The sequence below is a fragment of the Paenibacillus sp. FA6 genome (assembly GCF_051550225.1).
Taxonomy (GTDB): Bacteria; Bacillota; Bacilli; order Paenibacillales; family Paenibacillaceae; genus Paenibacillus_AQ.
In genome coordinates, this window is the sequence record NZ_CP188820.1 from 4,825,480 (window position 1) to 4,839,889 (window position 14,410).

Annotated in this window: 10 protein-coding genes; 6 read left to right on the forward strand and 4 right to left on the reverse strand. The window is 43.5% G+C overall.

Features of this window, described 5'->3' with window-relative positions:
• The first annotated feature begins 88 nt into the window (after positions 1-88).
• Complete coding sequence (locus ACP8HI_RS21930; RefSeq protein WP_438348251.1) at positions 89-1,297, forward strand: S8 family peptidase; 1,209 nt, start codon at positions 89-91, stop codon at positions 1,295-1,297.
• Between the two features lie 76 nt (positions 1,298-1,373).
• Here ACP8HI_RS21930 and argS read toward each other — a convergent pair whose 3' ends face one another.
• From argS to speB, 3 genes are all read right to left on the reverse strand, one after another.
• Positions 1,374-3,053: an arginine--tRNA ligase gene (gene argS, locus ACP8HI_RS21935; RefSeq protein WP_438348252.1), complete on the reverse strand. Its 1,680-nt coding sequence runs from the start codon at positions 3,051-3,053 to the stop codon at positions 1,374-1,376.
• Positions 3,050-3,475 (reverse strand): DUF1934 domain-containing protein, encoded by a 426-nt coding sequence (locus ACP8HI_RS21940; protein WP_438348253.1) that lies wholly within the window; start codon positions 3,473-3,475, stop codon positions 3,050-3,052. Before ACP8HI_RS21940 ends, argS begins: the two co-directional genes overlap by 4 nt.
• Positions 3,476-3,778: 303 nt before the next feature.
• Positions 3,779-4,648, reverse strand: coding sequence for an agmatinase (gene speB, locus ACP8HI_RS21945; protein WP_438348254.1), 870 nt, complete (start codon positions 4,646-4,648; stop codon positions 3,779-3,781).
• Between the two features lie 188 nt (positions 4,649-4,836).
• Between speB and ACP8HI_RS21950 the strand changes: the two genes are divergently transcribed.
• From ACP8HI_RS21950 to ACP8HI_RS21965, 4 genes are all read left to right on the forward strand, one after another.
• Positions 4,837-6,888 carry a transglycosylase domain-containing protein gene (locus ACP8HI_RS21950; protein ID WP_438348255.1) on the forward strand — a complete coding sequence of 684 codons (2,052 nt, stop codon included), beginning with the start codon at positions 4,837-4,839 and terminating at the stop codon, positions 6,886-6,888.
• A gap of 479 nt (positions 6,889-7,367) precedes the next feature.
• Positions 7,368-7,766, forward strand: a complete 399-nt coding sequence (locus tag ACP8HI_RS21955) for an ArsR/SmtB family transcription factor (RefSeq protein ID WP_438348256.1) — start codon at positions 7,368-7,370, stop codon at positions 7,764-7,766.
• Positions 7,759-9,933 (forward strand): heavy metal translocating P-type ATPase, encoded by a 2,175-nt coding sequence (locus ACP8HI_RS21960; protein WP_438351942.1) that lies wholly within the window; start codon positions 7,759-7,761, stop codon positions 9,931-9,933. Before ACP8HI_RS21955 ends, ACP8HI_RS21960 begins: the two co-directional genes overlap by 8 nt.
• A gap of 578 nt (positions 9,934-10,511) precedes the next feature.
• Positions 10,512-11,222, forward strand: coding sequence for an AraC family transcriptional regulator (locus ACP8HI_RS21965; RefSeq protein WP_438348257.1), 711 nt, complete (start codon positions 10,512-10,514; stop codon positions 11,220-11,222).
• A gap of 530 nt (positions 11,223-11,752) precedes the next feature.
• Here the strand turns inward: ACP8HI_RS21965 and ACP8HI_RS21970 are convergent.
• On the reverse strand, positions 11,753-12,262 hold the full coding sequence (locus tag ACP8HI_RS21970) for a YwhD family protein (protein ID WP_438348258.1): 510 nt from the start codon (positions 12,260-12,262) through the stop codon (positions 11,753-11,755).
• A 153-nt stretch (positions 12,263-12,415) separates the two neighbouring features.
• Between ACP8HI_RS21970 and ACP8HI_RS21975 the strand changes: the two genes are divergently transcribed.
• On the forward strand, positions 12,416-14,404 hold the full coding sequence (locus ACP8HI_RS21975) for a M1 family metallopeptidase (protein ID WP_438348259.1): 1,989 nt from the start codon (positions 12,416-12,418) through the stop codon (positions 14,402-14,404).
• Positions 14,405-14,410: the final 6 nt, after the last annotated feature.

Below are 14,410 nucleotides of genomic sequence, written 5' to 3' on the forward strand. Positions count from 1 at the left end.
ACGTAATTAAGGGCAAGTTCCCACTCCTGTTGAGCTCTATGTTCATAGAATACCTCAGCACGGTTGATCACGAGGGGGACGACTCAGCATGGATTACTCTCGATTTATACAGATGTTAATTGAAGAAGTGGATACTCGCTCCCCAATCGAGGAGCAACGTATCCTGACCTTTCTCAATCCTAAAAGTTACTATGCATGCCAACGGGAGTTAAGCAGGTTAAAGGCTAACGGTGTCCATATTCCCTTCATTCAATCATCCCATCTTATTAAATCGATCATTGCTCCCGTAACATGTCGAAGCAAGATCGCGAATCGATTTAAGGATTCTCTGATCATCGAACAGAATATGCCTTTAAAGATTCATGCTATTCAAAGCAAGACCGACGTCAATCCAGGAATTCCTTATGGAGTGAAGCAAATTCATGCTCACCGAGCTTGGTCAACCTCTACAGGATATCGCATCAAAATCGGAGTCATCGATACCGGTGTAGATTACCAACACCCTGACCTTCGACAATCATTGGCCAGAGGCATTAATCTGTTGAACCGAAATATGTTACCCCTTGATGATAATGGTCATGGTACGCATATTGCGGGTACGATCGCAGCCGCAAACAGCACAGAGGGTATGATGGGGGTTGCTCCTCGATCCCTCATCTATCCTGTCAAAGCATTCGACAATAATGGTTCTGCCTATGTGTCTGATATTATTCTAGGCATTGATTGGTGCGCTCGTAACCATGTCCATCTCATTAACATGAGTTTCGGAATGAAAACACGCAGTCGTGCTCTGCAAGAAATGGTCAACAAAGTATACCTTGCAGGGATTCCCATTATTGCTTCTTCCGGAAACGACAGCAAACGACGATCAATTGACTATCCTGCGCGGTATTCACAGACGATATCTGTTGGAGCAACCGATCGCAACAAGCGAATTGCCCCGTTCAGTAATCGAGGGCAGTACATTGATATCTATGCTCCTGGGGATAAAATTATATCTTCCTGGACACAGGGTAAATATCATGAAATGAGCGGCACCTCTATGGCTACGTCACATGTCAGCGGAGCCGTCGCTCTCCTACTTGCACAGAATAGCAATCTGCAGCCTTTAGATATCAAGCTCCTACTTCAGCGCACAGCATCGCCTCTACGTTTAAGAAAAGGACAACGCCTTGACCGTAATGGTGGCGAAGTTAATGCACTTCGTCTACTTCATGAAGGAATGAAGGGTGCGTCCAATGGATCAGCACCTATAACAGCCAGCCTCAAGCAACGAAAAGCCTCCACTCCCAAGTAGAAACGGCTACACCATCCTTTTCAAGGATGGTTCTGCTTCGGATGCTAACGATATTTCATACTTGGGTGAAATTATTTTACATTTTTTGCGGTGCAGTTACGCCAATCATTTGTAGTACATTGCCAATGACTGTACGAACAGCACCAAGCAACACAAGGCGAGCCTGTGTCTGCATCGCGTCCTCAGTGATCACACGTTCTGCCTTGTAATAACTATGGAACATGGAAGAGAGTTCGTATACATACCGTACCATACGGTGCGGTGCATAGTTCTCAGCAGCTGTGGCGATCTCTTCTGGTAGCTCACCTATTTTGCGAAGTAGATCATACTCCCGCTCCGTATTCAACACACTCAAATCAAGATCCGATAAAGGTAGCAAAGTAATATCCTGTTCTTCTGCCTGACGGAAAATGCTACAAATACGAGCATGGGCATATTGAACATAGAATACAGGATTCTCATTAGAGGTTGAAATAGCTAGATCCATGTCGAAATCTAGGTGAGAGTCCATACTGCGCATTGTAAAGAAATAGCGAATGGCGTCGACACCAACTTCATCCATCAGATCTATCATCGTAACGGCCTTACCTGTGCGCTTAGACATTTTCACCTTTTCACCGTCTTGGAATAAGCTCACCATTTGAGCAATCAACACGGTCAATTTCCCAGAATCATAACCTAACGAATCCATAGCAGCCTTCACACGTGGAATATATCCATGATGATCGGCACCCCAAATGTTGATCATCTGGTCAAACCCTCTGCTATATTTGTTGCGATGGTAGGCAATATCTGGCGTCAGGTACGTATACGTTCCGTCATTCTTCACCAATACACGGTCCTTGTCGTCTCCATAATTCGTTGTACGTAGCCAAGTCGCCTCATCCAACTCATAGACTTCTCCTCTTGCCTTCAACTCGGAGAGGGCTACCTCTACTTGTCCATTCTCATACAGTGACGTTTCGCTAAACCATTCGTCAAAATGTACTCTAAATCGTGAAAGATCACGTTTGATTTTGGCCAATTCCTTCTCCAAACCATAGGTACGTAAAAAGGCTGTGCGCTCCTCCGGATTCATCGACAGTAGCGTATCCCCTTTCTCCGCTACCAAATCTTTAGCAAATCCCTTAATATCTGCACCGTGATAACCATCCTCAGGCATTTCTACTGGTTGACCCAACTCTTGAAGGTATCGAGCCTCGATAGATTTACATAGATTAACGATCTGGTTGCCCGCATCATTAATATAATATTCACGAGTGACTTGGTATCCAGCATAATCCAGCACATTACCCAAAGCGTCTCCTACCGCTGCTCCACGAGCATGTCCCAAATGTAAGGTTCCTGTGGGGTTAGCACTAACGAACTCTAACTGCACTCTTTGCCCCTGACCTACGTTACTCCGACCATAATCGCTACCTTGAGTCTGAACCTGTTGCAACACTGGATATAAGTAGCTCTTCAGCAAGGTGAAGTTAATAAACCCAGGCCCTGCAATTTCCGTCTTCTCTATATTGGCCTTTTTCAAGTCCATGTGACCTATGATCGCCTCTGCAATCTGCCGAGGGTTCTTCTTCGCAATCTTCGTCAAATGCATTGCAATATTCGTAGCTAAATCTCCGTGAGCCTTATCCTTTGGAACCTCAAGCGTAACCGCTGGGAGTTCCTCACGAGTGACTAATCCAGCAGCCACAACAGCATCAGCAATCGCCTCCGATACCAACTGGTTGATCTGCTCTAAGGGGTTAATTATCATGATTTCAGTTCCTCCTGTATATGTAAATGAATTGCAAATTGTCCTGAGAGATCCTCATAAACGTATAAATCATATGCCCAACTCACATGCCCGTATATTCCCTCGAGCTGCATATCCATCTCTGTCGTATGCGTGGAAAGATTAAATGTGGTATACGGTGAGCGATAAAATCCAGGCAGTCTCTCTCCAAGTTGAAAAGAATGCTCTGATTGTACTTCACCGTGGCGTATAATTTTGATTCTATTCTCTGTCATCTTCATGGTAGTTCTGGTGGTGCCTCCCTGTGGACCTTTCTCGGGTTCCTCGTAACGCACATATATATCCGAGCCCTTCACGATCACTTCAGCAGACAACTCCTGCACTACTTCTTCCCCATCATAACGACTCTGAAGTCTGATGAGTGCTTGTGTTTTGTGTGACATATGTCGAACAATCTCCAATCTGTACATTCCTATTGTACTACTATATCCAGTTCGCCCATTCAATTCAAATAAATTTAACAAGTAGAAACGGCTTCGCCGTCCTTCTTCAAAAAGATTATGCTTCCGATGCTAGCGATACTTCGTATCGCTTTAAGGTACCCGTTTCAGCGGAAATATAAGGAATAGAGTATCATGTGAAACTTATACTCTATTCCTTATATTTGAAGAAAGACACCTTTAGAAGCCTTACGAAAGTCTCAACTCTCGCGGCTTATCTAACGGTGTCTACTCATGGTCTAGTCTTTATTTCACGAACCCTAGCAGCATTTCACGAATGAGCTTAGCGGCTACAATCTGCGTCTGTTGTGATGGGTCGTAGATAGGTGCAACTTCTACCAGATCACATCCTACAACATTGACTTCAGAGTTAGCAATAAGGTGCACTGCTTCAAGCAGTTCCTTCGATGTGATTCCTCCCGCTTCCGCTGTCCCTGTTCCTGGAGCTGCTGAAGGATCCAGCACATCAATGTCTATGGTGACATAAACAGGGCGGTTCCCCATCTTGGGTAGGGCTTCTTTTAGAGGAGCAGCTACATCAAATGGATAGAAGTTAATGTTCTTATGACCGAATTGAAACTCTTCACGTGATCCGGAACGGATACCAAACTGATAAATATTACTTCCTCCCATAAGAGCAGCAGCCTTACGCACAGGTGTAGAATGCGAGAGTGGTTCGCCCTCATAGTGCTCCCGAAGATCGGCATGTGCATCAATATGGATCAAGATCAGGTCAGGATATTTCGCATATACCTGCTGAATCACAGGCCACGTAACTAAATGCTCCCCACCTAGACCGATTGGAAATTTATCGTCTGCTAGCAACTTACCTACATATTCACTAATAACTTCAAGGCTACGCCCTGCGTTGCCGAACGGTAACATAAGATCACCAGCATCAAAATAGGTCATTTCTTCAATACTTTTATCAAGATAAGGGCTATATTCCTCTAATCCAACCGATGCCTGACGTATATGGGAAGGGCCGAAGCGAGAACCCGGACGATAACTAACCGTATAATCCATCGGCATTCCGTATATGACAGCTTTAGAACCTTCGTAATCTTCAGAACTACAAATAAATACATTACCTGAATAAGCTTGATCTAATTTCATCTTCTACATATATCCCCTTTACTTCATAAGATCATCAACATATTTCACAATTATAATAAACCATCATGAAAATGCAACCATATTCGGGTATGTCTCCCCTTTGCGTAAGAGTTTCGGTTGATCGTGAATATCTAAGCCATTCCATTCCCATAATGAGAAGAAAAGGAAATAACGGAGGCCTACCTGTCATGTCGCGACCATCCCATAAACCACCTAAACGCAAAAATCGGTTACGCACCATCGTCAAACTGCTGTTCGGCGTGACAATAATCGTCCTTCTAGCTGGCGGTGTTCTGCTACTATATTTATATAATACGGGATTACCCGTAGCGGATACAGACCGGAACTCCCGTATTCTAGACAACCAAGACCGAGTTATGGCTACCTTTTCAACCAGTGGACGTAGTTATGAGCCCGTGACTTTAGATCAAATCTCATCCACTCTTGTGGAAGCCACGCTATCGGTAGAGGATCGGAAGTTCTATGATCATTCGGGATTTGATATCAAAGGGATGGGTCGTGCCGTCTTGGTCAATTTAGAGAAAATGGATCGTTCACAGGGTGCTAGCACTCTTACGCAGCAACTTGCTCGGAACTTGTATCTATCCCATGCCAAAACCTGGTCACGCAAAATAATGGAAGCCCTATATACAGTTCAACTAGAAATGAAGTACAGCAAGACAGAGATTTTTCAAATGTACCTTAACGAAATATACTATGGACACGGAGCATACGGAATCGAAGCAGCTTCACGTATGTATTTCGGTAAATCTTCTAGCGATCTAACCCTTGCAGAAAGTGCCATGCTTGCAGGTATTCCCAAGGGGCCAACTTATTACTCCCCTTACAATCATATGGACAACGCGCTCACACGACAAAAAATTGTGCTCTCCACCATGGTCAAGACTGGTTATATAACGAAACAAGAAGCGAATACTGCAGCACGTGAGAAGCTTGTATTCCTACCTCAGGGAGGACAAAAGACTATCGTTACTGCTCCCTATTTTCGTGATTATGTTCGTCAGCTAGTCATCAATGAGCTCGGGGTTACAGAGGAACAGTTGGATCATGGTGGGTTAAATATATACACTACCTTAGATGGTCATGCCCAACAGGTAGCCGAAGAGGTCGTAGCCAAGGAAATGGACCCAGATAGCGAGCTTGAGACAGCCCTCATCTCTTTGGACCCACGAACAGGATATATCAAAGCTATGGTTGGAGGTACGAATTATCAGAATAACCAGTATAACCATACGCTCGCTACGACGCGACAACCAGGATCAGCCTTCAAGCCCATTATGTATTTGAGTGCTCTTTCCTCACTACAAATGAATCCACTCAGCATCTTCAAAAGCGAACCAACACTATTTCATTACGATAATAACCGTAAAACCTATCAACCCAGCAATTTCGGTGATAAATATCTAGGCGAGATTGATATGCAACAAGCGATTGCTGCAAGTGACAATATTTACGCCGTGAATACCATTATGACTTTAGGTTCTGAAAAGGTTGTAGAGACCGCACGGAAGATGGGTATTGAGAGTCCGCTTCAAGCGGTACCGTCACTTGCACTGGGAACTTCTCCGATCAGCCCATTAGAAATGGCGTCTGCCTTCGGCGTAATCAGTAATGCGGGTCTACTTAAGCCTCCTGTTGCCGTGTTAAAAATAACGGATTCCACAGGTGAGATCATTTACGAAGCAGAACCAATTCAAGGTGAACAAGTTGTAGACGCCGCTGCCGCCTATGTATTAACCCATCTCATGGAAAGTGTCTTTGAGGCGGGCGGAACAGGCAATCGGGTATCGTCCATCATGAAGAGACCTGTGGCAGGGAAGACAGGAACGACCAACACAGATGCATGGCTTGTAGGGTTTACACCTGAGTTAGCCACAGCCGTATGGGTTGGATACGATAAAGGACGCAATATTGAGAATGCTGATGGACGCCGAGCAGCACCCATTTTTGCACAGTATACAGAAAGAGCACTTGAGAATGTTCCACCGAAAATTTTCCCCATTCCAGCAGGTGTCGTTAGCGTCTACATTAATCCGGAGTCAGGACGATTAGCTACAGCGGATTGCCCCAATAAGACGCTTGAGGTATTCATTCAGGGCACAGAGCCCACGGAATACTGTACACTACACGGCAGTGGTGAGCCCGAACAAGCACCTTTAAAGGTGGAGACTCAAGATGAATCCTGGTGGTCCAACCTGAAGCGGTGGTGGATGGAGTAAGTATCTTTATTCACACCGTTATTTCCTTAAAACGAATAATCAAATAACAATATTTCAAATTCCATATGTCATTTATCGAAATAGATATAGAGTAGTGACATTACGCTCAAGAAGAATGCCTCACTCATGAAGAGAGGCATAAGTGGATGTAACCGACCATTTGAACTCCCTCACCAAGGACGCCGTTAGGCGTTTTTTTTAATATAAGAAAGTATACTTTTCACTTGATACTCTATACCTTATATTCCCGCTGAAACGGATACCTTAAAGTGATACGAAGTATCGCTAGCATCGGAAGCATAATCTCTTTGAAAAAGGACGGCATTGCCGTTTCTACTTGTTTGACGTGATCCAACCGCCATCATTCAAACATCCGTTTGATTATTGTATGATTACGGTGTATATTAAAGTAACAATCAAACCACCATTTGAATATAAATAATAAACTTATTTATGGTGAAGGAGGATGATTCGCCCCGATGAACCTATTAAAAGTACCCCCAATACTTACCGAAGATGTTTGCGAAATCACCTGCGTCAATTCAGAGAGGATCCAACAGCTTCAAACTGTAATACAGGAGGATGAAATTGTTGGGATGGTAGATATTTTCAAAGCATTATCCGATCCAACTCGCATGAAAATCGCATTTATGTTAGATCTTGAGCATGAATTATGTGTTTGTGATGTAGCCGCTGTTCTTGGTAGTAGTATGGCAACCACCTCCCATCATTTACGTACTTTGAAAAGTAAGCATATTACCACTTCACGCAAGGATGGCAAGAACGTCATCTATTCATTAAAAGATGACCATATCCGAACTCTTATTCAGATGACTTTGGAACATCAGAGGGAGAAGATCGACGATGAGCATGAATAATAATAACTCGAAAACTCCTGATTCACCTCATGTTGAATACCCTGTCGAAGGCTTGACTTGTGCTAACTGTGCCCGAGAAATGCAGGAAGCTATTCAGAAATTGGAGTATGGTTCAGATGCCCGACTAAGCTTCGTTAATCGTAAATTAACGGTACATCCAAGTGTAGATATATCGCGCATTGAGCATGTTCTGAAAAGTGATGGAGCCCGTCTTGTACGGAATAAGGAACATAATCATGAACAAGGACATGATCACGAACATGGGTCAGACTCTCACCACGGTCATAGTCATGACGGCAACCAACTAATCAAATGGCTGCTCGGAATAGCTGTTATTCTCTATCTGCTCACGTTTGTTTTAAATAGTGTCCTTCCACAGCCCTTGCTCATTTCCTTATATATCATCGCTATTGTCCTTAGTGGTTACTCCACCTTTTGGCGTGGGTTGAACAATCTAATTCACCTTAAATTCAACATGGATACATTAATGACCGTTGCACTAACGGGAGCTGTTGCCATTGGTGAATGGAAAGAAGCAACACTCGTTGCGATTCTATTTGGTGTGAACGAATGGCTCGAAGGTTATGGTATGAACCGTGCGCGCAAGTCGATAGAGGCGCTACTTGCCAATGCTCCTAAAGAAGCAGCAGTTCTACGTAATGGGGAAGTTATTCACGTTCCTATCTCCGATCTTCGTGTCGGGGACCTTGTGCGAGTTAGAGCAGGTGAGAAGATTCCTTCGGATGGCATTATATATGAGGGCAATAGCGCAGTTAACGAAGCCGCGATTACAGGCGAATCCATACCGGTAACCAAGAAACAAGGGGATGCTGTCTATGGCGGAAGTGTGAATGCAGACGGATTACTGGATATTCGGATTGAGAAGGCCTACGAAGATTCTTCATTAGCTAAAATTATGCATTTAGTACAAGAAGCTCAGGATAGCAAAACACCTACAGAGTTATTTATCGATAAATTCGCCAAATATTATACACCTGCCATTATGATCGCTGCTCTCTTAGTCATCCTTATACCCCCTCTCCTATTCGGGCAACCATGGACGAAATGGTTGTACCAAGGACTCGCTATTCTCATTGTAGGATGCCCTTGTTCACTCGTGCTCTCCTCTCCAATTGCTCTGGTAAGCGGTATGACACGGAGTGCACGTAACGGCATTCTCATCAAAGGTGGGATTCATCTTGAGCAGCTAGGTAAAATAGACGTTATCGCCTTCGACAAAACCGGTACTCTAACTCAAGGTGTACCCTCTGTTATCGAAGAAGTCATTTATGATTCCGAGCGATTCTATGATGTTGCGGGTTCCTTGGAACAATCCTCTCTCCACCCCTTGGCTAAAGCGGTCGTTCGCCATATCAAGGGTCAACGAGAATCCAACCTCTTCCCTGAGCCCCTTCAATTGACTACATTACCAGGGTCAGGCATTCAAGGTGAGGTAGAGGGAACTACCTTTTGGATGGGCAGTGAAGATATATTAGTGCATGTGTTAGCAGCCGATGCTGAGCATATGGATACGGTGAAGCATGATATACATCGTCTGAAGGAGCAAGGTCTCACACTGATCATTACGGCAGATGAGAACGGTGTGCTTGGCCTACTTGGACTTGCAGATACAATACGACCGGAGACGAAAGATGTCATTAAGCAGCTTCATCAAGCAGGCATCACTCAGACGGTCATGCTTACGGGTGACCATGAGCAATCGGCACGAATGATTGCCGCAGAGGCGGGCGTCTCTAGTTATTATGCCAAGCTTCTACCCGAACAGAAAGTTGAACAAATTAAGAGCCTTGCCTCTCATTGGAAGGTCGCCATGGTCGGTGATGGTATTAACGACGCCCCTGCCATTGCTACTGCCCAATTAGGAATAGCGATGGGTAAAGGAACAGACAGCGCCATGGAGACTGCTGATATTGTACTCATGCAAGATCATCTTGGTAAGCTACCGAGTGCGATCCATATGGCACGGCGGGTGAATCGCATTATAGGCTGGAACATTGGGATTTCCTTAACACTGAAGGCCATTGCACTTCTACTGACCATTCCGGGCTGGCTCACCCTCTGGATTGCCATATTATCCGATATGGGTGCAACGATTATCGTTACGCTGCTCGGCATGTCGATTCTATTAGGAAAAGACAAATCATAATACAGGAATCGGGATTTTTATGACGGATCAACCGACTAACCACACAGATTGTTATTCTGTGTGGTTTTTTTTGTGTGTGTTTGTTCTTAAAGATCCAAATCTAAGAATTTATTGGAAATATCCAAAATTGAAGAAGACGTACTTGGGGGTAATATGGGCAATAGAGTGAAAAAAACACTTAAATCCACACTTAAATCATACGAACAAACTAAACATTTAGCTCTTGATATTGTAGTGACTTAGGTCCAAAGTCAATGGTAGTATTCGGTCGATTATGACCCTCATAGAGGAACTCATATTAATATTGAAGATTATTATGCAGATTACGACTATCCGGAGAAATTGTAGATATCCAAAAAGAAGATAAAAAGGGTCTCCCTTTTGCCAATCAGGGTAATAGAGATAATGTAGTTTACAGAGTAGATTATACAATAGATAATATATTATTAACTGCTTGGTATAGAGGAGTTAAAATAATAAACAATATTCATCTTCAGGTCCTTTCAGGGAATCTTGGATATTTGATTGAGAACCTTTGGCTAGTCGGGTCTACAATGAAAGAAAAGGAGCGTGCTCACATGGATATTTCACAAAAGTTAAAGATTCAATCGTTACAAACCAACATTTCTAAGGAGTTTGCTCAAGATACTTTACATATTTTAAATGGACAAGCCATGTATGAGCATTTCTCGAGATATCAATTAATGGAGATTGGTGATTACATCCCCTTCAATGAAGCGATGTGCGACAATGACTCTTGTGCTGACATCTTCAGTCCGGCATTTAACCGATTGAGAGCTGAAGGACACCGCGTTTCTTTAGCTGAATATGAAGATGTAACGATGAAACCATTGGCGTGTTTGCTGGATAAGCAATATAGATGCATTGTGCTATGGTTTGGCGATGATATGTTTTGTCAAATGAATTTATTAACGGTTTTGGCTTATCTCGAACAAATCAGTTTTCAAGGAACTGTCTATTATCACATGGTTCAGGAGCTAACCTATGATGTTGAAGAAACAGCGATTGACCCAAATAACTATCATGAAATCTACCGAGAAGTATTGTTAGATCATCATCTCCCTGCAACCAAACTCATGCCTGTCATGGATCAGGGTATTCGATTGTATCTAGATTATCTACAGAATGATAATAGGCTCACAGCCTATATCCACGAAAATATAGACCAACCACAGGATCAATTATTAGAACATTTATTTCGCCTTTTTCCACAGTATGGATTAGGAGATCTGCAATACATCAAGATGATTGATAACGTTAAAGAATGAACCATTTACCACTTGATGGAACAATAAGAAAGTATAAATTTCACTAGATATTCTAACTATATTTCTGCTGAACCGGGCACCCCCTTTAAGAAGAGACTCCTTTCGATGTCCTTACACTGACCAATCCTCCTCAGTTAGATATACCTAGCTTCGCTAGGCACCCAGTTGCATTATGTACATCTAAATTCAGCCATGTCCCTCTTCAACCAATTTTAATTGCACAACCTACATCTAAATTACTGGAAGTTCCACTTTTCAGCGTTATCGCCATTTTTAAGTGTAGATTTTACACCTATCTCCTATGACCTCAACGTTTCCTGCTTATTAAGTGTACCTTTTACATCTACTCTAGCCGCACCTTCACTGCCTTCATATGCGAAGCATTGTTCGTCACTCTAACATCCCCACTGGATGACATCCGGAATTTTCTTAATGAGTTTATACTTTCTACTATAGTTCACAAAAAAGACTCGGGAACGATCTCCCGAGTCTTTCGTAGCTGTATAAAGGTCTATCCCACTATATTTCCATTACACTTCTAATGCCTTTTTCAATTCCTCAGACGAAGCTTCCCACCATTCTTCATTACGAGTCACCAGTAACTCCTTAAGGGCAGTCTTATCCTCATCAGTCAATCCATCTAATATGATTTTACGCTTCAAAGCTGCATCTAGCTTATTGACGTGATCCGCTAGAACCTTATAACCTCTACGAGCTTCCGTATCAATCCACATCTCACAAGCCGTAGCACCTCCATAAAGTTGCCCTTCTGGTGTGCGATCCACCGCGACCCACACTACCCATACTAGACGGCCATTCGGTACATCCTCACGATTCGCAGAGAACTTAATTCCCTTCTCCACTTTACTCTTAGCATGGATCGCCCCAACATCCACCTTAGCTTCACCTTGGTCAATGATGACCGGCGATACGTTGTTCAGGTCAATGGAACCCGCTCCAAATCCGGTATGTTTACTCCTCTTACTACTCACAATATTCAGGGCAATCTGTTTCTTGCCACTTGGTTCTTTGTTATCCATTTATTCATTATCCCCCTACCATGAAACAGAAATGTAATCCCGTATTTCTGCCTTCAGTTATTTATTACGGCGATTCCTATTATTTTAACTAATAATTGACGAATTGCAAACATATACATGCTGTAGATGCTTGTCAACGGGAGGTATTCAAGTATGACCCCAGCTCGCTCCAAAAAAATTGCCGTTATGATCATTACCCTATTTCTTCTCAGTGGAACCTGGTGGTGGATGCTTCTCAAGGATTCACCCAAATCTAAGACCGTTTATGCGCCCATTCAGGCCAAGCCCACAAGTACAACTACTCCAGAGACTCAAAAGGAAAGCATTCAGCAGCCTACAGCTGAAGTACTGAGTAAACGAATTGTAGAGTACCACATCGATGTTTCTCTTGATCCAGAAGCTAACTTACTGAAAGGAGTACAGAACCTCACCTGGATCCATCCTGGTAAGAACACCGTTACGGAGCTATATTTCCACCTTTACCCGAATGCGTTCTCATCTATGGATACAACATTTATGAAAGAATCCGGTGGGAGACTCCGTAACGATACCATGCCCTCAGATGGCTTCGGCTCCATGACTCTCACAGATCTCAAGACAGAAGATGGCATCTCACTGATGCACCGTATCCAGTACGTACAGCCAGATGATGGCAATAGCAAAGACACAACCTTGGTCAAAGTACGCCTTCCACGACCTGTAAAGGGTGGGGAGAGTATTACACTTAACATGAAGTTTGAAGTGAAGCTTCCTCAAATATTCGCCCGTATGGGGGTCGCGGACAAATTTGTTATGGCGGGACAATGGTTTCCCAAGATCAGCGTCTATGAACCTGTTGGTTTAAGAAACAGAACCTCAGAAGGCTGGAATCTTCATCAATACCACGGAAATTCTGAATTCTATTCGGATTTCGGTATCTACAATGTGCGTATCCATGTTCCAGAGAACTACATTGTTGCTTCTACAGGCTTTCCTATTAAAACAGCTCAGTTCCTAAAGGGTGAGAAGATCTACCAGTTCTACGCAGATGATGTTCACGACTTTGCTTGGTCGGCATCTCCTGATTTCATTGTAGCAGAGAAGCCCTTCTCTTCTCCTGAAGTTCCTGGTGTACGAATCAAGCTATATCTAGACCCTGCTCATAAGGATATGAAAGATCGCTATTTCTATGCCGCTGAGGTTGCCTTGAAATATTTCAGCAAGTGGTATGGTCCCTATCCTTATTCCACCTTGTCGATCGTTGTCCCTCCTACTGCAGGCAATGGCGCAGGCGGTATGGAGTATCCGACCTTAATTACAGCCTTCGGTGCCAAGAACGATTCACCTGGTTATGAACTGGAGCGAACGGTTATTCATGAGATTGGTCATCAATATTTCTATGGGATGATTGCAAGTAATGAATTTGAAGAGGCCTGGCTAGATGAGGGTTTCACCTCATATGCAGAAGATCAGCTGATGGAGCAGGAATTCGGACTCGTCCCCAACCTTCCCGTCCAAGCCACGATCATCCCTTCACCCGCCTCACTCACACAGGAGGCATGGAAATATGGCTCTCAGGAACATTATGCTCAGAATGTCTATTACCGTGGCAAGTTAGTGTTAAAAAGTATTGAGAGACAGGTAGGTCAGCAGAAGATGAGTAAGATTATGACGGCCTACACTCAGAAGTACCGCTTTTCCCACCCATCAACCCGTGATTTCCAAATGATTGTGGAGCAGGTCACCCATAAATCGTGGCAATCCTTTTTCGATCAATATGTCTATGGTAAACAAATGACCGACTTTGCTGTTGATAGCATCACAGTACAGAAGAAAGACGTTGCCTCTGGGACACAATATGAATCGAACGTAACTGTAAGCCGACTAGATGGTACCTACTCCAATATCCCAATACGGTTTACCTTCGCTGATGGTCATACCTTACACAAGGTATGGAATGGAACAGGAGACACTATCCAGTTCAAGCTACAATATAAATCGCCTCTTTCCTCGGCTCTCATTGATCCAGATTACACACTTGTACTGGAGAATAAATATATCAATAACTATTTAACAGCGGAGCTAGATATCGAGAAGGTCTCCCGCTGGAATATTAGCATGACCAAGCTGCTTGAAGTATGGCTTGGAAGTCTGTCCTGGTGAGGTGAA